General features: G+C 48.0%; 17 protein-coding genes and 1 tRNA gene. 11 read left to right on the forward strand and 7 right to left on the reverse strand.

Annotated elements, in window-relative coordinates; all coding sequences use genetic code 11:
- The first annotated feature begins 291 nt into the window (after positions 1–291).
- Positions 292–864: a shikimate kinase gene (locus AC2VDX_RS09515; RefSeq protein WP_378182723.1), complete on the forward strand. Its 573-nt coding sequence runs from the start codon at positions 292–294 to the stop codon at positions 862–864.
- An 89-nt stretch (positions 865–953) separates the two neighbouring features.
- The gene (gene argB, locus AC2VDX_RS09520; RefSeq protein WP_378182726.1) at positions 954–1,859 is read left to right on the forward strand and encodes an acetylglutamate kinase; all 906 of its coding nucleotides are present in this window, start codon (positions 954–956) and stop codon (positions 1,857–1,859) included.
- Here argB and AC2VDX_RS09525 read toward each other — a convergent pair.
- A complete protein-coding gene (locus AC2VDX_RS09525) occupies positions 1,856–2,401 on the reverse strand; it encodes a hypothetical protein (protein WP_378182729.1) in 546 nt (181 codons plus the stop codon). The two genes, argB and AC2VDX_RS09525, sit on opposite strands and share 4 nt — an antisense overlap.
- A 313-nt stretch (positions 2,402–2,714) precedes the next feature.
- Here AC2VDX_RS09525 and AC2VDX_RS09530 point away from each other — a divergent pair, with 313 nt between their 5' ends.
- The gene (locus tag AC2VDX_RS09530; protein WP_378182732.1) at positions 2,715–3,239 is read left to right on the forward strand and encodes a hypothetical protein; all 525 of its coding nucleotides are present in this window, start codon (positions 2,715–2,717) and stop codon (positions 3,237–3,239) included.
- Positions 3,240–3,554: 315 nt separating this feature from the next.
- Here the strand turns inward: AC2VDX_RS09530 and AC2VDX_RS09535 are convergent, their stop codons facing one another.
- From AC2VDX_RS09535 to hisF, 4 genes are all read right to left on the reverse strand, one after another.
- The gene (locus AC2VDX_RS09535) at positions 3,555–4,532 is read right to left on the reverse strand and encodes a DUF2382 domain-containing protein (protein WP_378182735.1); all 978 of its coding nucleotides are present in this window, start codon (positions 4,530–4,532) and stop codon (positions 3,555–3,557) included.
- A 1,046-nt stretch (positions 4,533–5,578) separates the two neighbouring features.
- Positions 5,579–5,651 (reverse strand) — tRNA-Ala (locus tag AC2VDX_RS09540).
- 75 nt (positions 5,652–5,726) lie between these two features.
- Positions 5,727–5,936 (reverse strand): hypothetical protein, encoded by a 210-nt coding sequence (locus AC2VDX_RS09545; RefSeq protein WP_378182738.1) that lies wholly within the window; start codon positions 5,934–5,936, stop codon positions 5,727–5,729.
- 102 nt (positions 5,937–6,038) lie between these two features.
- Entirely contained in the window at positions 6,039–6,809 is a 771-nt protein-coding gene (gene hisF, locus AC2VDX_RS09550) for an imidazole glycerol phosphate synthase subunit HisF (RefSeq protein WP_378182741.1), read from the reverse strand.
- Between the two features lie 104 nt (positions 6,810–6,913).
- Here hisF and ruvB point away from each other — a divergent pair, with 104 nt between their 5' ends.
- Positions 6,914–8,017, forward strand: a complete 1,104-nt coding sequence (gene ruvB, locus AC2VDX_RS09555; RefSeq protein ID WP_378182744.1) for a Holliday junction branch migration DNA helicase RuvB — start codon at positions 6,914–6,916, stop codon at positions 8,015–8,017.
- A 111-nt stretch (positions 8,018–8,128) separates the two neighbouring features.
- On the forward strand, positions 8,129–8,950 hold the full coding sequence (locus AC2VDX_RS09560; protein ID WP_378183054.1) for a tetratricopeptide repeat protein: 822 nt from the start codon (positions 8,129–8,131) through the stop codon (positions 8,948–8,950).
- A 240-nt stretch (positions 8,951–9,190) separates the two neighbouring features.
- Here the strand turns inward: AC2VDX_RS09560 and cax are convergent, their stop codons facing one another.
- Positions 9,191–10,312: a calcium/proton exchanger gene (cax, locus tag AC2VDX_RS09565; RefSeq protein WP_378182747.1), complete on the reverse strand. Its 1,122-nt coding sequence runs from the start codon at positions 10,310–10,312 to the stop codon at positions 9,191–9,193.
- A gap of 492 nt (positions 10,313–10,804) precedes the next feature.
- Between cax and AC2VDX_RS09570 the strand changes: the two genes are divergently transcribed.
- From AC2VDX_RS09570 to AC2VDX_RS09580, 3 genes are all read left to right on the forward strand, one after another.
- Entirely contained in the window at positions 10,805–13,450 is a 2,646-nt protein-coding gene (locus AC2VDX_RS09570) for a DUF3536 domain-containing protein (RefSeq protein ID WP_378182750.1), read from the forward strand.
- A gap of 384 nt (positions 13,451–13,834) precedes the next feature.
- Complete coding sequence (locus tag AC2VDX_RS09575) at positions 13,835–15,172, forward strand: TldD/PmbA family protein (protein WP_378182753.1); 1,338 nt, start codon at positions 13,835–13,837, stop codon at positions 15,170–15,172.
- Between the two features lie 56 nt (positions 15,173–15,228).
- Complete coding sequence (locus tag AC2VDX_RS09580) at positions 15,229–16,053, forward strand: DUF3153 domain-containing protein (RefSeq protein ID WP_378182756.1); 825 nt, start codon at positions 15,229–15,231, stop codon at positions 16,051–16,053.
- Between the two features lie 65 nt (positions 16,054–16,118).
- Here AC2VDX_RS09580 and AC2VDX_RS09585 read toward each other — a convergent pair whose 3' ends face one another.
- The gene (locus tag AC2VDX_RS09585; protein WP_378182759.1) at positions 16,119–17,486 is read right to left on the reverse strand and encodes a mechanosensitive ion channel family protein; all 1,368 of its coding nucleotides are present in this window, start codon (positions 17,484–17,486) and stop codon (positions 16,119–16,121) included.
- 305 nt (positions 17,487–17,791) lie between these two features.
- On the opposite strand from AC2VDX_RS09585, the gene AC2VDX_RS09590 reads away from it, so the two are divergent.
- The 3 genes from AC2VDX_RS09590 to AC2VDX_RS09600 all read left to right on the forward strand — a co-directional run bounded on the left by AC2VDX_RS09590 (position 17,792) and on the right by AC2VDX_RS09600 (position 22,162).
- Positions 17,792–18,478, forward strand: a complete 687-nt coding sequence (locus AC2VDX_RS09590) for a hypothetical protein (protein WP_378182762.1) — start codon at positions 17,792–17,794, stop codon at positions 18,476–18,478.
- 92 nt (positions 18,479–18,570) lie between these two features.
- Positions 18,571–19,473: an ADP-ribosylglycohydrolase family protein gene (locus AC2VDX_RS09595; protein WP_378182765.1), complete on the forward strand. Its 903-nt coding sequence runs from the start codon at positions 18,571–18,573 to the stop codon at positions 19,471–19,473.
- 235 nt (positions 19,474–19,708) lie between these two features.
- A complete protein-coding gene (locus tag AC2VDX_RS09600) occupies positions 19,709–22,162 on the forward strand; it encodes an HD family phosphohydrolase (RefSeq protein WP_378182768.1) in 2,454 nt (817 codons plus the stop codon).
- Positions 22,163–22,189 lie beyond the last annotated feature (27 nt).

The raw sequence follows: 22,189 nt of genomic DNA on the forward strand, positions 1-22,189 counted from the left end.
GTGTAGACACAAGGGTTATCGCGTCTCTACAAGGGTTCGCGAATCATTTAGGATTGCTATAGCTACCTGGAAATTTGATATCTAGGTAAAGAGTCAATTTCTTCAGTTGATGGCTAAACTAGGACGAATGACACTGACTTAACGAGAATTCAATTCTATTCTTTGGTTGGGTTAAGGTCACGAAATCCAACCAAAACAAGGAAATCGTTGGGTTTCGCTTCACTCAACCCAACCTACAAGTCTTCAGTTGATGGCTAAACTAGGACAGCGATCGCTCCTGCAACTGTAAATATGGAAAATAGCAATCAGAACGTGCGCGACCGACTCAAGGGCATCAATGTTTATCTGATTGGCATGATGGGTGCTGGGAAGACAAGCGTGGGAAGCTTATTGGCACAGCATCTAGATTATCGTTTTTTTGATACCGATGCTGTCATTGAGCAAGTTGCCAAAAAATCGATTAATGATATTTTTGCTAGTGACGGCGAAGAAAGCTTTCGGAAGTTGGAAAGCCAAGTGCTGTCGGAATTGTCGGCTTATACGAAGTTAGCGATCGCTACTGGCGGCGGTATTATCCTGAAGCGAGAAAATTGGAGCTATCTACAAAACGGTCTAGTTGTATGGCTGGATGTGCCGGTGGAACTTTTAGTCGCCCGTTTGCAACACGATACCACCCGACCTCTGTTAAAAAACTCTGACATAGCTACCGAATTCCCAAAGCGTTTTGACCAACGGAAGCCACTTTACGCCCAAGCCGATTTGCACATCACCGTTAGCGAGGGACAAACTCCCGAACAAATTGCTACGCAAGTAATCGAAGCAATTCCCACAGTTCTGAAGTCACGAGGCAATAACGGTCAGTGAATCTTAAAACAGTCGCCGCCAATCGTGCCACAGATGCCAGTATGCACTAAACTTCTAGAAAACCATAACTGGCACCATTCTGCTAAGTAATGTTCAACGATAGCGAATACCTCAAGAAAGCTGAAGCAACTCGCGTTCGAGTGCTAAGCGAAGCACTACCCTACATCCAGCACTTTGCCGGTCGCACCGTTGTCGTCAAATACGGCGGCGCGGCGATGAAAGACGCTTCGCTCAAAGATAAGGTAATGCGCGACATTGTATTCTTATCCTGTGTAGGCTTGCGTCCCATCGTGGTACATGGTGGTGGCCCAGAAATTAACTCTTGGCTGGCTAAACTAGGAATCGAACCACAATTTAAAAACGGCCTGCGCGTGACCGATGCCGCCACGATGGAGGTGGTGGAAATGGTTTTAGTGGGTCGGGTGAATAAAGAAATTGTCTCCTTAATTAACCGTGCAGGCGGTTCCGCCGTGGGACTTTGCGGCACAGACGGCAATTTGATCAAAGCCCGCCCAGAAGGGGCTGAGGGCATTGGGTTTGTGGGGGAAGTCAACAGTATTGATATCAAGCTTTTGCAGTCGCTGGTCAGTAGTGGATACATCCCCGTGGTGTCTAGCGTGGCAACAGACGAAACAGGACAAGCTTATAACATCAATGCTGATACTGTAGCTGGGGAACTCGCGGCGGCTTTGGGGGCAGAAAAGTTGATTTTGCTTACGGATACGCCAGGGATCTTACAGGATTACAAAGATCCATCCACTCTGATTGCCAAGGTCGATATCGCAGAAGCACGGCATCTGATTGAGAAGGGTGTAGTGGGCGGTGGGATGATTCCCAAGGTGAAATGTTGCGTGCGATCGCTTGCCCAAGGCGTTCGGGCTACTCATATTATTGACGGTCGCATTCCCCACGCACTGCTATTAGAGATTTTCACCGACGCCGGTATCGGCTCGATGATTATCGCCTCCGAATATGACTTAGGCGTGCGCCTTTAGCGAATAATAATCCGCCTTGGCTGGTTGAAGTGTCTGCGATACCCTTGCGGTCTCACAATCACTGGATTAATCAGGATGGAATCCCGAATCTGGGGATTGATCAGGGTGGGGTTGATCAGTGTCGAATTGTTTACTCTCCTGTTCGATCCTATCGGGTAGCTGGGATAACTGGGATAGGAGTTGGGATAACCCTGGTAGTAGTCAGGATAACTAGGATAGGAGTTGGGATAACCCTGGTAGTAGTCAGGATAACTGGGATAGGGGTTGGGATTAAGTCGATAGTAATTGCTCGATCCGCGATCGCTCATCCCCGTCGTTGGGTTTATCGGAATCGGACTGGGAATCGGACTGCCATAAATAAAGCTACCCACTGACTGCTGGGGAACTCCATAAGTAGGCACGCCTTGCTGAATGATTAATTGTGCCTTGGCTGGGGAAATCGCCCCAGTTAGTACCGTAACGCCCAGCGTCAAGGGTGCTAAGGCGGTGGCAAGGCAAAACCGCTGAAAACGATGCAGCGACAGAGGTAGTGTTTTGAGCATAGTTTTACATCCTGATATTTTGGATGGTACTAAGTATGAAATTTTGAATTACTTCTTAAGGTAAGCCCTGGCAAAGCGAGGAGAATTCCCCTCGTTGATTCACCTGAAAGGGTGATGTTGAAACAACGAAACCGAAAAAACCCTTTACTGACTGCTGACAACTTCTGTCTTCAGATGCTCGCTAAAACCCTGGAAAAAGCAATTTATCTCAGCCGTCTTGATTTCAGGATAATCCGCTTCGCTAAAATTTAAAAGGGCTGTCGGTGTTGACGTACAGAGCGAAAAAAAGTTCTCTTTAAATTCGATTGGCAAAGTGAATTCAGAAACCCACGACATTATTAAAACCGAGTACCAGACTGGCAAAGCGGCATTTGAGCGTGGAGATTACCGCCAGTCAGTGCAGCATTTAGAGAAGGCGAGTAGCTTGGTTACTCGTAACTCCCGATTGGGAGGAGAAATACAGATTTGGCTGGTGACGGCTTACGAAGCAGCAGGACAAACAACAGAAGCGATCGCTCTGTGTAAACAGCTGCGGCGTCATCCCGATCCAGAAACCAGCAAGCAAAGCCGTCGCTTACTCTACATTATGGAAGCCCCGCAACTCAGCAGGCGTCCAGAATGGCTGACTGAAATTCCCGATCTCACAACTCTCGCTGACAGCGAAGCTGAATTTCGCCGGGGTAGCAATGTTAAGAGTGCCACGAAAACTCCTCAAAAGCGTCCAGAACCGGAACCTATCGATCTGGGCCAAGTAAATACCAAGGACAATTTGTTTATTTGGGTTGCCTTGATTGCCATTGGTTTGACACTAGGCGGATTGGCTTGGTTTAATTTTTGAACGCCTAATTTTATACTTGATTTGGTTTTTGTTTGGCTTCTCGTCAGCCTTTTCTCTATGACCAATATGGCGTGACTGGATGAGCTTTTCTGGCTCGGTTCTTCATGTTGCGTTTAGTGCTGCCAGATTAGAAAACACTTGATGTCTTGGGATGCGACGATTGTGGCGAACCTTGAGGCTAGTGGCATCTTAAATTAGTTGCAGATCAAATATTCAGGGGTAGGCACAAGACCTACCCCTGAATATTTGTAGCGTTTCACCCATTATTTCAGATTTAGAAAGGGTGGGCAATGTCCACCCTTTGTCTAAACGTGGTTAGATGCGATCGCGATCGCTGCGGATATTTTGATCCTGAATTGGAAGATCGTTGTTCTTCACATCCAGCTCTTCTCGACGAAGCTGTTCTTCGGCATTAACCGTGTCACGATCTACTTCTTTTCTGATTCTGACTTCCTCACGCACAAAGGCTTCCTTTTGAATGTTAGGAGTCTCTTCGTAGATTTCCATCCGTGCAGCTTCCCCTTGCTGGAAAGCAGCCTCGCCAGGAGCAACTGCTCTTCCTGCGTCTGTTGGAGTCACGCGCTCAACAATCACTCGCTCCTTTTCAATGGGAACTGAAACTCGTGCCGTTTCAGTTTCAACGCGCTTGCCAACCGCTACCTCACCAGTTTTCTTGCGAGTTTTATTGGCAATCAACCGTTCTTCGTACAATTTCAGGGTTTGATGATCCCGATCGTTCATATCGTACAAAGATGGCTCTTGCTGATAATTGTAGCGATCGCGATCGTAAGCTGCATAGTTATCCTCAGCCGGTACAGCGCCTGTCATCGGAGCCGCGTAACTAGGTTCCACAGCAGGTGCCCCTAAAGGTGCAGATGCGTCCAAAGGTGTTGCTGTGTTGATAGGTGCCGATGTTTCCACAGATGGCTCTACCGCCGAGTTGCGATAAACTCCCCTTACCTGCTCTTCGTAATCGTAATCAACCTTCAGGTCGTCGCCAAACTCCGGTAAATTTTCTACTTGCTCTTTGCTAAGTCCGATAGCGGAAACACGCCGATTGTCATAGTCGATTCGAGAACGACCCACTGGTAGCAATACTTGCTTACCAAAAACCCAGAAGCCCGTATCCACAACCAGATACCGGAAATTTCCGGCTTCATCAACTAAGATATTTTTGACGCTGCCAACCTTGTCATCACTTGTATCTGAATAAACATCAAATCCTTTGATGTCTTCACCGCCAAAAGTGTCCTGATAGTCTGTGTCAAAATCCTCAAGCTTGTAAAGAACCATGTTTTTCTTTTCCTCCAATATTCCTTGCATCTCTTACTATCTACGCTAAAAATCTCTACGTTCGCTCCATCTAGCTAGCGACTGAGTTCAATGAATTAAATACATAACTCCTAAAGAGGATGCAAAATAATGGAGCATTTCCTCAAACTCTGTAAATTAATTGTAAATGTTGATAAAAATAAGTTTTTTGTAACTGATAACCAATAATTCTTGTATATCTGCTATAGCAATCCTATTTAAGTTGTGCGCGAGTATTCGCCTTAGTGTAGAAGACTTGCGGTTATCGCGTCTCTACAGGGAGAGTGCAAATCATTTAGGATTGCTATAGATGTGTAGGCTCTCTTTGAGTTCACGTTCCCCAGCACTGGTAGAGTTTGTCCTAGTTACTCTCCCTTGAAGGCTAAAGCCTTACGGCATGAACGCGCCTACGCTTCCGCTCTACCATTCCCTACGATTTTGCAAGGGTTTCAGGAGTTTTGGATAGTCTTTCAGCTGATAACCAATGATTCTTCTATATCTGCTAGTAAAAACAGCAACTTTTAATTTTTTCTTTCTTCAGATAGGCATTTATATATTTCAAGGGATAGATGTTAAATTTTACAATGAACAACTCATAAATTTAAATTCTTCTTAACCTAAGACTAGCGTCTAAAATTTGTTGAATGAATTACTCTGAGCAATCTTAAATAAGTTGTGAAACCAACAAACTGCTTCTTATCTTTCCTGGAAACTATTTGCGTCTAAAACGAAGATCGCGTATGGCAACGCTTACGCGGTTTTTTGAATTTCACAAGTCGAATAGAATTGCTATCAAGACTTACGCAAATATCACCACATAGTAAGGGCAACCACAGGGGGATTGAACCCGAAAAAACGCTATATGTATAAGCTTTGCGTAAGTCCTGACAATGTTCGTTGTTTGTTCCATGATTCCTTTCTCCAGCCAGAGCGCGATCGCTTCCACTTTATCGCCAAAAAATGCGATCGCTAGACTCTTTCGCCCCTCTCCGTTGACGGACAGGGGTTAGACTTTAGGTTTATGTTTATGGAGTTAAGCGGATTCGAACCGCTGACCCCCTCAATGCCATTGAGGTGCTCTACCAACTGAGCTATAACCCCTTACGGTGCTTTATGATTATGCCTTAAAAATTCGCAACTCGTCAAGTAGAATTTCAGCAAAGCAACTTTAAATTATTAAAACGAGCAGGGGTGTTGAGCAAGATGGCTGATATAACCCATGTAGCTGTTCATCAGGAAATATACGACTAACATGGCAGCTGCCGATAGCGCTACTAGGGTGCCAGCGAGCATTAAGGAAAACTCCTGTTGGTCGAACGCTTCCTGCATCAGGTGCAGCGACCAAGCCACCAGAGCCACATCAAAAATTAAAATACTAACTAACATAATTTACGATTTGTAACACTTCATTTATTCTAATATATACAACCGAACAGATTGATGCTACAAAGCCAAAGCCGCTTCTTCCAGAAGGAAGAAGTTGCCCCTTTACAAGAGCCGTACTGGTACTTGATGCTCTACGAGATAGTTTTTAATTTCTGATACAGTGAGTTCTCCGTAATGCAGGAGGGAAGCCAACAGGGCGGCTTCCGCTTTGCCTTCCGTTAAGGCGTCATAAATGTGACTCGTGTTGCCAGCACCACCGGAGGCAATCACGGGAATTTGTACCTGTTCCGCTATGGTGCGTATAAGCTCTAAGTCGTAGCCTGCCTTGGTTCCATCGGCATCCATACTGGTGACGAGCAATTCGCCCGCGCCGCGTTGCTCGACTTCTTGTGCCCAATTAATCGCATCGATGCCTGTGTTTTCCCGCCCGCCCCGCACGTAAACATCCCAACCAGGATTGCTGGGATCTTGGCGTTTGCGTGCATCAATTGCTACAACGATACACTGATTCCCGAAGCGATCGCTCGCCCGATTTATCAGCTCTGGATCGCGTACCGCCGCCGAGTTAATGCTAACTTTGTCTGCGCCAGCCCTTAACAATTGTTTAATATTTTCTAAGGATTGAATTCCCCCGCCCACGGTTAGGGGAATAAACACCTGCTCAGCCGTGCGGTATACCACATCCAGAATGATGCCCCGGTCTTCGTGAGTGGCAGTAATATCCAGAAACACCAACTCATCCGCACCCGCCTGATTATAAGCTTGTGCCAGTTCCACCGGATCGCCAGCATCCTGAAGATTGACAAAGTTAACCCCTTTGACAACTCGCCCCGCTTTTACATCTAAGCAAGGCAGTATTCTTTTTGCAAGCATGACAATCCTCTAAGTTAGCGATGTAATGATAATGAGAGCCTATACACTCTAAACCTTCTGTGTCTTCCTGCCATAGTGGTTTTTATTAAAATAAATTTTTAATCATGGCAATAATTTCTTCTAAACAACAGCCTCAAGAACCCAACAAGCAACCTCAGGAACGCCGAAAGCCAGCGGGACGCCGCAAGTCTCAGCCAGAAGAGACGGTTGAAGAATTGTTGCAGCCAACTGTGGCGATGGATGAAACCGACAAGCAGGAAGAAGGTCTTCGACCCCAGCGACTGGCTGACTATATCGGGCAAAAAGACCTCAAGGGCGTTCTAGAAATTGCTATTCAAGCAGCAAAAGGCAGAGGCGAGACGATGGATCACTTGCTGCTGTATGGCCCGCCAGGTTTGGGAAAAACCACGATGTCGCTGATTTTGGCGACGGAGATGGGAACTGCTTGTAAAATTACCTCTGCACCAGCTTTGGAGCGTCCCCGCGATATTGTGGGGATACTGATGAGTTTAAAGCCTGGAGATATTATATTTATTGACGAAATCCACCGCTTGGGTCGGATGACAGAGGAATTGCTTTATCCGGCAATGGAGGACTTTCGCTTAGATATTACGATTGGTAAGGGTCAAAGTGCTAAAACTCGCAGTTTGCCGCTACCGCCGTTTACTCTGGTGGGAGCAACGACGCGGGTAGGTTCGCTGTCGTCACCGTTGCGCGATCGCTTTGGTTTAATTCAACGGTTACGCTTTTATGAGTTGGATGAACTGATTTTGATTGTGCAGCGGACTGCTGAAGTTATCCAAGCCCCGGTTACGCCTGATGGTGCTGAAGAAATTGCCCGTCGTTCCCGTGGAACTCCCCGAATCGCCAATCGCCTTTTAAAACGGGTGCGAGATTTTGCTCAGGTAAAAAAGGTTGGGGAAATTACCCAACCTGTGGCGGTGGAAGCTTTAGAAGTCTTCGGTGTAGATCCGATGGGTTTAGATTGGGCAGATCGTTTGATGCTGAGTGTCATGATAGAGCAATTTAATGGGGGACCTGTGGGTTTGGAAGCGATCGCCGCAGCGACTGGGGAAGATGCCCAAACGATTGAAGATGTTTATGAGCCGTATTTATTGCAGATTGCCTATTTGCACCGAACGCCTCGCGGTCGCATTGCTACTCCAGCAGCCCGAAAGCATTTAGGATATGACTCCTCATTATTCTAAGGACAATGAGCTAAAGACGAATGACGAATACAGCAGTAGGATGGGCATTGCCACAGATTAGCTTTCTGCTGGACAGCGCCGATGCTACCAAATTCTAAAAGCCAAAATAATATGATTCGTTGGATTCTGACTTTACTGAGTGTTCTGCTTATTACTGTTTCAACTGGGTTCGTGAATGTGCCGCCAGCGATCGCCCAACAACAACCTTCCACTTACACTGAAGCTGAGTTGCAGCAAGGAGATGAACTAGCGGCTAAAGCGTTTACCGCTACGAATGCCGGTGATTTTGTCACGGCTGAAGGGTTTTGGACTCAGCTGATTGAGCGATTTCCTAGTAATCCGGCTATTTGGAGCAATCGGGGAAATTCTAAGGTAAGCCAAAATAAATTGTCAGATGCGATCGCCGACTTTAATAAATCCATTGAACTTGCCCCGAACGCCACCGATCCCTATCTGAATCGCGGTACTGCATTAGAAGGACAGGGGAAATATTTGGAAGCGATCGCCGATTACAATCGGGTGCTAGAAATCGATCCCCAGGATGCAATGGCTTACAACAACCGGGGGAATGCCAAAGCGGGATTGGGAGAGTGGGAGGACGCGATCGCTGACTACAAAAAAGCAGCCGATCTGGCTCCCAATTTTGCGTTTGCCAGAGCCAATTGGGCGATCGCCCTGTATCAAACGGGTGAGCAAAAAGAAGCGATTCGCAATATGAAGAATATTGTTCGCAAATACCCCCAGTTTCCTGATATGCGGGCTGCCCTAACCGCTGCTCTTTGGGAACAGGGAAAGCGGGGTGAAGCCGAAAGTAACTGGGTTGCCGTTGTCGGAATGGATCGCCGCTATAAAGATATTAACTGGGTAAAAAATGTCCGTCGTTGGCCTCCAGTCATGGTTGCCGCCTTAGAGAAATTTCTGAGTTTACAATAAAGGCGATGGCAATTAGCGCCAAGGTTTGTGCAACAAAAATCAGAAACCCACGCTTCCCCCTCGCTAGCGCCAGGTTAAAAGGAATCACCCATTCAGGTTATCGATCGTGGAGCGATCGCATATTTTCTGCACAATCTTAGAAGCAGTAGATGCGATCGCCTTTTTTAACAGTCGATAGACGCCGGAGGAATCATCAGAAAACTCAAAAGCTCAAAGAAAGAACTTTTACCTTTTGTCTTTCTACCCGATCCCCGCCATGACTGGGTGGAAGTAGAAAGCCAACCCCAAAATTGCATAAGCAGCCAATAGCAGCGTGCCTTCTAACCAGTTCGACTTGCCATCAGAACTAATCGAATTGGCAATTAATACTGACACTGCCACTGCCACCAATTCAAAGGGGTTGAAGTCCAAATCCATTGGTTTATGCAGCACCCAACCTGTCAGAACTAGAACCGGAGCCACAAATAAGGCAATTTGCAAGCTAGAACCCACCGCCACCGAGATAGAAAGATCCATCTTATTTTTCATCGCCACGCTGACAGCGGTGGCGTGTTCGGCAGCATTGCCAATAATCGGCACCAGGATCACCCCCGTAAACAGTGTCGTCAGACCCAGTTGGGAGGTGGCTTCTTCCAGCGAGGCAACCAATAGTTCCGACTCCGCCGCAACCAGTAGCGTTGCGCCTAATAGCACCCCAATCCATAAGGGCAGGTTAACTTTGTGTTCGGGATCTTCTGGAGCGAGATTCGACTCAGCTAACTCAGTGAGTACCTCCTGTTCTGCCACACCTGCATCGTAGAGATAGCTGTGGGTCTTCATAGAAAATAGCAGCGTCAACCCATAGACTCCGATTAACACTACGGCAACGGCGACCGAAAGTTGCTGGACTACAGCTTCGTCGATCCCAGTGGAGGTATAGTCCATCGCAGTTGGTAGCAGCATCGCAATCACTGCTAGATTCATTGCAGAGGCATTTACCCCGGCTATCATTGGCTGAAATTGCTGCTCTTTGTAGCGCAAGCCCCCCAACAGCATGGAAAAGCCCATGACCAGCAGTAAGTTGCTGATAATAGAGCCGGTGATACTCGCTTTGACGACATCCACCAGCCCCGCGTTGAGGGCGACTAGGGAGATAATTAGTTCGGTTGCGTTGCCAAAGGTGGCATTCAGCAATCCTCCCAAGGAGGGACCAAGAACAACCGCGATTTCCTCCGTAGCGGTGCCCATCCAAGCGGCAAGAGGAATGATCCCCAGACAAGCGGTGATGAAGACAACTGACGATCCCCATTCCAGAAAATGGGCCGTAATGGAAATGGGGATAAACAACAAAAGAATGGAAAAAAACGTGTTTAGAGACAGCATCCAAATTTTTCGTATTTAGCTCGTGTCTAGGATAGCCGCTTGTTGGGTGTTCTGACTTCTTTCAGTTTTTGAGTATGTAACGGAATATTTCTTTAGATGCAGGATTCCTTAAGCAAAGTTAATTTACTATTCATTTGCATGAAGTTAGTGTTCCAAGCATGGGAGCATTGCGCTTGAATCATGTAAGTAACAAGTAACTATCCTGGCTTTTCAATTTTGTTCATTGACCGTCACCTGCATGGGGCACAGGCTGTTGCTCATCGGTACGGGCAAAATATTTGGATGTTAAACTGATTGCTTTGATCCCCCAATTCAAGGAGAGAAGGCTTCGCCCCCAAGAGTCTTTGCCATGTTTGGGTGGCTAGTCTTCGCCTTCTCCAGATGGACTGAGTTAACCTGCTTTTTCCCTGGCGTCAAAGTAAACGCTGGGATGTTCAGTCTGGCTGGATAAGTTATTGACCCTAATTTTTTACTAATTTTGGATGCGATCCTATGACTTCTGCTGCTGATAGACCGGCTTCACAGTATTCTGGTGAGGGAACAGCAAACACCAGTGTGGCGACCGATCCCCTGCAAACGGCTACCGGCGTTTATGTCACCGTTCACGGTCATTTTTACCAACCGCCCCGCGAAAACCCTTATCTAGATGCGATTGAACGCCAGCCGAGTGCGTCTCCGTTCCATGACTGGAATGAACGGATTTACCATGAATGCTATCGCCCGAATGCCTTTGCCAGAGTGCTAAATGACCGGGGCGAGGTTGTGGGAATCGTGAATAACTATGAGTATTTCAGCTTTAATATTGGTCCCACATTGATGTCGTGGCTGGAACGCTACGACGTGGAGGTATATCAGCGAATTCTGGAAGCAGATCGTAAAAGTAGCGATCGCCTGAACGGACACGGCAATGCGATCGCGCAAGTTTACAATCACATCATCATGCCGCTTGCCAACGAGCGGGATAAATACACCCAAATCCGCTGGGGCAAAGAAGACTTCCGCTCCCGATTTGGACGCGATCCCGAAGGAATGTGGCTGGCTGAAACTGCCGTAGACTATGCAACCTTAGAAGCATTGGTTGCAGAAGGAATTAAGTTTATTGTTTTAGCACCTTCTCAAGCTGAACGTTGCCGACCGCTCCCCACAGACGAGCAGCCAGTGACTCAGTGGTTGGAAGTGGGCGGTTCTCAGATCGATCCTACCCGTCCCTATCGCTGTTATCTGAAACCCACACTCAGCAATCCAGATTCACCCCTCAGCACTGAGTATTCATTCCCCACCAACCAAACCCCAGATAGCCCTTACATCGATATCTTTTTCTACGATGGCCCCATCTCGCGGGACATGGGATTTAACGATGTACTGGGCTGGGCGGGTACGCTGGCTGGGCGCATCGGTTCAGCAGTGCGCGGCGATCGCCGGACTTCGCAGCTGATCTCCGTTGGCACTGATGGCGAAACCTTTGGACACCACAAAAGCGGTACAGAGAAAACCTTAGCCTTCGCCTTTGTGGAAGAGTTTCCCCGGCGCGGCTGGACTGTCACCAACTATGCCCATTACCTGAGTCTGAATCTTCCCACCTGGGAAGTGGAACTGAAGCCTGTCACCGCTTGGAGTTGCGCTCACGGGGTGAATCGATGGCAGGATGATTGCGGCTGTGGTGGCGAAGGTGGAGTTTGGCACCAGCAATGGCGGCGTCCGCTGCGGAATGCCCTGGATTGGTTGCGGGATCAGTTAAGCAAAGTCTATGAGGAAACGGGACGCCAGTTTTTCCGCGATCCTTGGGCTACACGGGATGAATATATCCAGGTGATTCGCGATCGCTCTCCTGCCAATGTAGAGCGCTTCCTTGCCCGCCATCGCACCCGCAAACTAACACCATCGGAACAGGTAGACGCCCTGCGCCTATTGGAAATGCAGCGCCATAGTCTGCTGATGTACACCAGTTGCGGTTGGTTCTTTGAAGAACTCTCAAGACCCGAAGGAACGCAGATTCTCCGCTACGCCGCTAGAGCCTTGGAACTTGCCGGTGATGTCTCTGGCGTGCAGTTGGAAAAAGGATTTATCAAACGCCTCTCCCAAGCTCCCAGTAATGTTGATTTATTCAAGCACGGTGCTGAGGTGTACCGGCAGCTGGTGGTAAGTGCCCAGATCGGGATGGAGCAAGTGGCAGCACACTATGCCATCAGTTCCCTATTCACCACCTATCCCCAGCAACAGCGGGTCTACTGCTACGATGCCCATCAGTTGGATTATCAGATGCAACGCATGGGGTCGCTGACTCTGGCTGTGGGGCAACTGCGACTGACTTCAGAAATTACCTGGGAAAGCAGTCATTTAGTCTTTGCCGTTCTCCATTTGGGCGGCTGGGATTTCCACTGCTGCATTCAACCGTTTGCCGGTCGCCGCACTTATAGCCATCTGAAGGAAAAGCTGTTTGCGGCGCTGCAACAGGCGAGTGCTGCTCACGCGATCCTGACGATGTCCCAACTGTTTGGGGGTACTTCATTCAATTTGCAGAAATTATTTGCTGAGGAACGGCACCGGATTATGCGGTTGCTGAGTCAGAAAACTTTAACGCGCTTAGACCAGCTTTATACACAGGTTTACCGCGATAACTACGGTATCTTGATGGCATTCCAGCGGGATGAACTGCCGGTTCCGCAAGAGTTGCAAGTAGCGGCAGAAGTGGCAATTTCTAACCGCGCCCGGATGTCTCTACGGGCACTAGAGCAAGAAAACGGCGAACCCCAGCAAGGTTTGAATCAACTGGCAGAACTGGAAGCGATCGCCAAAGAAGCGAATCAGCTGCGCTGTCAGCTGAATATCCCCGATGCCAAGCAAACTTTAGAGCAGTTGATCTTGCGATCGCTCTGGAAGCTTCTACACGACTCTAACCCAGCCACCCTAGAGGCAGATATTCAACGTTTAGAGCGGATGATTTCTGTGGGCAATCAGCTGCACCTTGGCTTATCTTTGCACCGCGCTCAAGAACTCTACTTTAGCTGCCTCCACAGCAAAATTGTGCCTCTATTGGCATCAGAAACTAACGGCAATTTATCTCAGCTACGTCAGTTGCTACTGCTGGGTCAAAAGTTAGCCGTAGATGTCAGTCCTTGGTTGAACCAACTGCCATAAAGGGAACTGGGTCATGGGTAATTGGAAATTGTCTATTGACTAATGACCAATTACCAATACCCAGAAGAAATTAACGTGAGTTCGGGCTAACTCTTTTTTCAGGACTCGCCGCACATCACCACATCTGCCACCGCTATATTCGGGAGATAATCTTCGGCAAAAAGCGCTCAGTACAATACTGGCAAATCACCAGAATTAAGCCATCAGTATCTGAAAGCGATCGCACCTTTTAAAATTTATTTCTCAAGTAGACTTGCTCAAATTTGCTTGGTTCACGGACACTAGAAAATTCCAGCATCAGTCGTAGAACAATTAGCAGCAGTTGGTAAAATTCCTATCTGTATTTACGGCGGTATTGCAACGAGTCCCTCTGGTAGCTTTAAGATGAGTATGGGTGAAGCTGGAGAACCTGAGATGGTGACTGATGCGACGCTGGAGCAGATTCTAAAATTGGCGAAGGGACGAACCGACTCCGCTGAGGTTTACTATCTATCAAGCCAAGACACACCAGTTGAGTTTGAAAACAATCGCTTAAAATCTCTGCAAACCAAAGCCCTGCAAGGAGTAGCGCTGCGAGTGCTACACGAGGGGAGGCTGGGTTTTGCCAGTTCCACTGACTTGACGCGGCTAGAAGATTTGGTGGATGCTGCCGTACAAACTTCAGAAATTGGCGACAAGGCTGAGTTTGAATTTGCTGCTGATGTACAGGTGACGGAACCAGAAAAAAAATACACGCCGCCAGCAACCCAAGAATTAGTGGAAGTTGGCGATCGCTTAATTTCCCAAATCCACGACTACAACTCCGATATTCTGGTAGATGTGGGGTTTCACGTCCGCACGGGTAACGTAAAGATTGCAACCAGTGCGGATGTCTACGCCTCGCGCACCAGCCAAGTTGTCAGTGCCAGCCTTTCTGGGAATTTAGTACGGGGTGAAGATTTTCTCCAGGTTTATAGCTACGATATCGCCCGTGAAGGTGTCCCGGATTTTAATCGCCTGCTTGAAGATTTATTACAAAAATACGCTCTAGCAGAGCAGCCAGCAACCATTGAGAGCGGATATTTCCCCGTTTTATTTAATCCTACCGCCGCTAGTGCCATCGGACGCTTATTTAAGACAGTTCTCTCCGGTCAAAGTATCGTCCAAAAAGCCTCTCCCTTGGTCGGTAAACTAGGCGAAACCCTATTTGACGAACGCTTAAATTTATTTGAAGACCCCAGCATCGGGTCATCTGCCTGTGCTTTTGACGATGAAGGCACGCCCACCCATCGCAAAATGTTTATCGAGCAAGGCACGGTGAAAGGATTTTACTGGGATCGGCGCTGGGCAGCAAGGGCTGGCTGTGAGTCTACAGGGAACGGCTTTCGGGGTGGTTTGTCTCGCCCCAGCCCGGATTTGGTGAATCTCTGCTTTGCGCCTGGGAAGACATCGAAGGCGGATTTGATTGCCAGCATGGATGAGGGTGTGATTGTGGATCAGGTTCTCGGTGCTGGACAGTCGAATCAACTGGCTGGAGAGTTTTCTGTCAATCTGGATTTAGGCTACAAGGTAGAAAAAGGTCAGATTGTCGGTCGAGTGAAGAATACGATGGTGGCTGGTAGTATTTTTGAGGCGTTTAAAAATCTGGTGGATTTGGGAGATCAGCCGGAATGGGTAGGCGGGGGTAGTTTCTTGCCGAGTTTGTTGTTCCAGCAGTTGAGTGTGGCGGCGCGACAAGGGTAACGAACTGCTTCCGGCAAGAGAGAACGCAACCAGAGGAGTAAGGAGGAGACAAAGGCGTGAAGTTAGCTGTTTTGAGTCGGAGTTTGAGGGGATTTTTCGGTGAGGTATTGCCGAAAATGCGGGTTCTCTGGGCGATGCTGTTAGCGGTAGTGTTACTGTCGGGCTGCGTTCAGTATGATGCTGGGGTGAGGTTCGAGAATCCGAACCGTGGCGAGATTGTCCAGCATATCAAGTTGGGCGAACAGCTGACGGCATTGAGCAGCGACCAGGCACAGGAATGGTTAGATAGCCTTCAGAGTCGGGCGCGACAATTGCAAGGGAAAACGAAGCGCATCTCAAACCAGGAAGTTGTGGTGACAATTCCGTTCGCTAGCGGCGCGGAACTGGAGGAGAAGTTTAACCAGTTTTTTAATCCCCCTGCAAAGAAAGGTTCTCAGGCGGCGACAGATACAGATTTACCGAAGATTAACTCCCACCTGAGTCTGAGACAGGGGAATTTCCTGTTCTGGATACGGAATCGCTTAAGCTACGATTTGGATTTGCGATCGCTCGGCGTTCTTTCTACTAACGGTAACGTTATCGTTAGTCCCGGTTCGCTGTTCGATCTGGACTTTAGCTTGAGAACCCCTTGGGGCGCGAGGAGTGTTGAGAAGGCGGAGAATGCTATCAACCCGGTTGTCTCTGAGAAAGGACATCTGCTAATTTGGACGCTCAAACCAGGTGAAGTGAACCATATTGAGGCAGTCTTCTGGCTTCCCAGTCCCCTCGGTATTGGTACTCTCGTGATTATCTTGTTAGTAGTGGCAGGGTTTTATTTGAAATACAACCGAGGCACGGGAAGCGGTATCAGTTCTGCATCTCCATCGGTGCCAGTGCAGTAGAAAAGCGATCGCGCGCGCTTTGTTCGTAGCTATTCTTAGCTAACAGACTGGGACTCTAGGACAGCTTACTTGCCATTAGGAAGCCTCTTCTGGGAATCCCAGTCTGTTAGATTGCTATCAGGCTCAGTCGGCGATTTGCGGACTACCAATGTATAAATTTCGGTGGGTATCTCAATCTCCGCCTTGTGCAAGGCTTCTTTAATCGCCTCATTTGCTTTGGAAGTGGTTTCTAAAAACTCCAGACGCCGGGAACTCACCCAAAAGCGGATTTCCAAATTCACCTTCCCAGCATCCAGTTCCCGCACCAGGACTTCTGGTACTGGTTTTGACTGCACGCCTTTGACTTTGAGAACCGCATCGGTAATTACTTGTTTAGCAGTAGAAATATTGGCACCATAGGCAATGCTAACCGTAACCGAACTGCGGCGGTGCTTGAAAGCCGTGTTATTGATAATGCTGGCGAGGAAAACTTCTTGATTGGGGATATACACCTTCCGCCCATCATAGGTATTTAGAGTGGTTGCCCGCAGTTGAATTTGGGTGACGGTTCCCTCAAAATCTTTGATCGTCACTTGATCTCCTAACCGAAAAGGTCGGGCGGCAAGTAAAATCATCCCGGAAATGTAGTTACTGAAAACCTCTTTGAGGGCGAAACCAATCGCTACGCTGGTGAGTCCCAAGGCTCCCAGCAAAGCTCCAATGTCAAGCCCCAAGACACCTAGAGCGATGACTGAGCCAATGACCCAGACTCCGCCGTATCCCACCCGCCCCATCAGAATTTCAGTGCTGCGATCGCCTTCTGTCTCTTTCTGCGCCCATTTCAAGGCAATGTAACGCACGCCTCTAGCGCCTACCCAGGTGATGCCAACGACTACCAGCGCCCCTAAAATGGAGGGCAAGCTGCTGATGGCGTCCCGTACCAGATCGCGCACGGTAATATAAAGTCGTTGTCCGACATCAATGGCTAGAGGCGGTTTTTTGAAAGCTTGATTTAATTGGTTCGCCCATTTCTCGCCAAGCACCTCTACGGACACACCAAAGTCGCGGGCGTCCTGTTGAGTTACGGTCATTAATACTCGGTTATTTAGTTGTAAGGTGGCTATCTTCCGTGGATTGTCTGGTTTAACGGTAACTTGCCCCAAAGCCTCCGATTGCAGGAGTATGCTGGCAATCCGCCGATTGATAATTTGCGATCGCTCTTGGGCACTGATTCCAGATAAACTACCAACTTGAAAAACTGGACGTCCTCTGACAACAACATCAGCAAAATATTGTTCTTCAGTTGAAATCCTCACGGGTGTAGATTTTGGCGAGGCAGTCTCCTGGGCGAGTCCCGATGGAATGTTAACGAAGAAAATACTTGTGATGACAATTAAAATCTGGACTCGCTGTGAGCCTTGCTGCCAAGTGGAACGATGAAAAAGGGTTTTCATATCCATTCCCAAGGACAACCAAATCTAGCATAATTCGCGCATTTGGCATCTGAATTCTGACTGGAGATAGGTAATCTTACTCTAAATTTCAGTTGTTGCATTTCTCTTACCCATGCTTGACTTGTTTTGCCTCTGTAAAATTTGATGAGCGATCGCGCTTGAGTTATTTATCCATCATGTATCTATCTTTAGGCAGAAAAAACTTGCTAATTAACAATTTCTATTTTTAGTAAACGGCAACACTGAATGGTATTACCAGTTCTGCTACTCTGTTTAAACAAAAATCATTTCAATGGAGAAGAGCAGTGCAAACTTCAACCAAATCCTATCTTCCAGAAGAGTTATGTAAGGCTCCAGATTATCATTTAGCTGAGAATTATCCAAAAGATTTACCAGAAGTTGAAACGGGTTCTACTAAATCTAAATATTTAGATTCCTTAGCACCCATTAGCGCCGTGCAAGTTTTTGAAGACATACCAGGTATAAAAAAATCCACTTTCTCACTTGATACAGAGACTTCCTTTGAAGTTTGGACTATCCTACCCAATCGGGTATTACTTCCAGAAGATTTAGAGTTTCTCAAGCAAGACAAGCATCGGGTAGAGTCAATCGCGAAACAACTGGTTGAGATTGGTGATTCCTGGCTGAATTCACAAATATTCGACAAAAAGCTAAAAGTTCAGAACTGGGAAGATATTCTGAAAATTTTGGGCAAATATGATTACGGCTATGAGTTAATAGATATCGTTGAATTACCTTATAAAATTAGTAAAACAAATTTAACAAACACATGTAGTGAGAAAGCTAAATATTGGAGTGTATCGCCACCGAGTTGGAATATTTCCCTTAAGAAAACTCGCGGTTTTAATGGATGTTATATCGTAGATGACTACAATTCATCTTATAATTTTTCGATAGAAGTTTGGATAGGAATTCCCTTTTTGAGAAATATTCAAACGGGAGAAGTAATTACAAGGGAAAATTTACAGTGAAAGCGCGATTCTCCTGGAGAGACGGTAGACTCCAGCACGGCAGATGTTGAGAGAACACCATCTAAGGCGCGATCGCCTCTACTATAGAAATCATGCGCTACTCTCTCTTAAGTCGGTTTCGCGGCACCTTATTGGGGGCTGCATTCGGGGATTTCACACCTCAGGGCAAAAAACAGTCACATCCGTCTACTAGCTGGGGAAAAATGGCGGTTTGGGGTGCAGAAAGCTTAATTGGGCAGGGTAAATTTGATTTGGAAGACTGGCGTCACCTCACGGAAAAATTCTTAGAGGAAAAATTCTTAGATATAGACGCGAACAGTGCTGACGCGCCTACGCCAGGAGCCATTATTGCCACACTGCCGATTGTGCTGTTCTCCCACGAATATAAAGCCAAACTGCGGCAAAATTTAGAACAAGTTGTCAGCATCTGGCAGGATGAGCCAGAGTTGAGAGATGGGGCGTTAGCAGTGGGATACGCGATCGCCCAATCCCTCCGAGAAAAACTCAATCCCGCCACTTTGATTCCCAAAATCCTTGCCTTCTTAGGAGATTCCCAGACGCCTCTAGTGCAACAATTGGAGCAAGTCCAAATTTTATTAGAAGAAAATGCTGGCTTAGAATTGGCGATCGCTCAGCTATGTCGGAATGCCCAGCCTCAGAGTACCCCCATCGCTCTCAGCTTTTATTGCTTCCTGAGTACGTATGAAGATTTTCGCCTGAGTGTCGCCCGTGCTGCCCGTAGCGGCTATCAACCGCCGATTACCTGCGGCATCACGGGTGCTTTGTCAGGAGCGTATAACAGTACAGTGGGCATTCCTGCGGGATGGCGGCTATCTTGGAATCAACCGAGGTGGGGAATTACCTCAGATGCCCAGTTGTGTCAACTAGCAGACAATCTCCTCGCTGTTTGGTCTGGTGTTTATGATGCCTCAACAGCAAAGCCAGTCCAGCAAATGAGCGCCGTAGCAGCTCCCCATGTAATTCAACCGCGTTAATCTTTTGTTAATGCCTGCGATAGATGCCCATGTCAGCTGGTCAGATAAATTAAATCTAATGGGAGAAATCCCCCAGGGGGGATAGGCATTTTGGGCAGTGTTTTGTAAGGTAGGATGAAGCCAAGAACTGGGTGCCGCCAAGGGTAAAGATTGCTGTAAGGTGCCTTTTATCAATGCCAATCTGCTTTTCGCTCCTATCACTCCTGTCGCCTAAAACGACAGCCATACTATAAACATGAAGACGCTTCAGTCATTGACACACCAGCTTGATCAATGGCGGCGAACGTACCAGCCCCTTCGCAGTCTTTTACCATCCCGACTTTTTGATTCGCCTGCCGCTACACCGGCGCAAGGTCTAAGATTAGGTCTTAATGCGACTCTCCAAAACCGCAGAAACCGTCCCCGGATTGTTTGGCTGCTGGCAGTGGTGTCCCTCACCGGAACGATGGGGCAGCGCTACTACAATGCGCCAAAGCTCGCCGTAGGCAAGATCGCACCGCAGACCATTCGGGCACCGTTTGACGCTAGTGTGGTAGATAGTATCACCACGGAAGAAAAACGGAAAGCAGCCCGCACGGGTGCCGTACCCGTCTTGACGATCCAGCAGGACGTAACCGAACAAGTTTACGAGGATTTGGAGCGATCGCTTCGTACCGCCGAAGACCTCCGACAGCTCGTCGGTTCTTTCCCGATGGTTTCGACTGCCATATTGTCTGCTGCGACTCAGATTGACCTCCGCAAGTGCGCGGAGTGGGAGTGGCGCTCCATATTGGCAGCGGTTGACACCGACATTAAAGTGAATCAATCCCAGTCAGTGTCGTTGCCGGATGCTAACGGGCAAGCGAATATTTCAGCAACACCTGCTGTTGTCGAACTCCAAGCTTACCATCAGGTCGCAAGTCCCCAAGAATTTTCAGCCCTGATTGCCACCATTAACCAAGCCCGCGAGCAATACGCCAAAGCTGTCGCCGCCTTCTCAGATGGCAATCCAGAAAGGCGCTACGATGCCTCCCTGCTTGACTTGTCGAATGAAACTTGGCAGCAAACAAAAACCGGCATCCCCCAGATTGCCGAACGAATGCTCACCCAAGGCATTCCCCCAGGCTTGCCTGACAGTATCTTGCAGGAAGCGCTGAGAGTGCAGATGAATTTGCTCGTTCCCCCGGAGGCTGAGTCGGTGGCAACCCAAATGTTGCTCTGGGGACTGCGCCCCAACTTAACAGAAGATCAAGAACAAACGAAACAACTGGCAGAACAGGCGGCAAAAGCGGTGGAACTGCAAATGATCGCAGTTCGGCAAGATGAGGTGATTGTCGGCGCTGGCGAAACCATCTCTCAGGCAGATTTTGTGCTGTTAGAGTATTTTCAATTAAGTCGCCGGAGCCTCAGTTGGTCTGGATTGCTTGGTTTTGGAATTCTCGTCACGGGTGCCGTGGGTACGTTCTGGCTGGTGGAACGGCGATTTCATCCCCAAATCCGGCAACGAGATCACTTGCTGATATTGCTGCTGACTTTGAGTACGCCGGTGCTAGTGAGTTTGGGTGTTCGCTATACGAATTTGCCAGCAGTTGGTTTATTGGTGGGCAGTTTTTACGGTTCTGCGTTGGGTGTCACCGTTGTGGGACTGCTGAGTGGCGTGTTATCGATTAGCCTGCCCATCACTTGGGATTATTTGCTGGCGGGTGCTGCTGGTGGAATCATGATGAGCTTACTGGCGGGGAAAATGCGATCGCGCGAAGAACTCGCTTTCCTTGGCGTTGGCGTCGGATTAACTCAAGGCACTGTCTACCTGATTGTCAATCTGATTCTTAGTGCCGCAACGGGTTCAATTTGGTACACCGTACTCCAAGAAGCTGCCTTATGCGGTTTTTCCGGTTTAGCCTGGAGTATTGTGGCACTGGGCTTAAGTCCCTATCTAGAACACGTATTTGACTTGGTGACGCCGATTCGTCTGGCAGAACTCGCTAACCCCAACCGTCCCCTGTTGAAACGTTTAGCCGCTGAAGCTCCCGGAACTTTTCAACATACGCTGTTCGTTTCCACCCTAGCAGAAGCCGCAGCGCGGGAACTAGGCTGTAATGTGGAACTCGTTCGAGCTGGTACATTATACCACGATATTGGGAAGATGCACGATCCATTAGGATTTATTGAAAATCAGATGGGCGGTCCCAACAAGCATGATGAAATTGATGACCCCTGGAAGAGTGCCGAGATTATCAAAAAGCACGTTACTGAGGGCATAGTGATGGCGCGGCGATGCCGATTGCCCAAGGCAATTCAGGGGTTTATCCCAGAACACCAGGGAACAATGTTGATTGCCTATTTTTATCACCAAGCGCAGCAGATAGCCCAGAAAGACCCCACTAAAATCGTGCGGGAGGAAGATTTCCGCTATGACGGGCCGATTCCCCAGTCGCGGGAAACGGGGATAATGATGTTGGCAGATTCCTGTGAGGCAGCATTGCGATCGCTTAAAGATGCCAATCCAGAACAAGCCCTTTCCATGATTAACAAAATTCTCCGCACCCGTTGGCAAGACAACCAGTTAGCTGATTCTGGGTTAACACGAGAAGAATTATCCCGCATTGCTGAAGTTTTCGTCCAAGTCTGGCAACAATATAATCACCAACGCATTGCTTATCCCAAATTAACGGTTAGCTCAGAAAAAGGATGTAAAGCATCCGTTTAATAGAAGACTATTCGTGTAGCTGCGCTC

This window comes from Coleofasciculus sp. H7-1 (assembly GCF_057473865.1).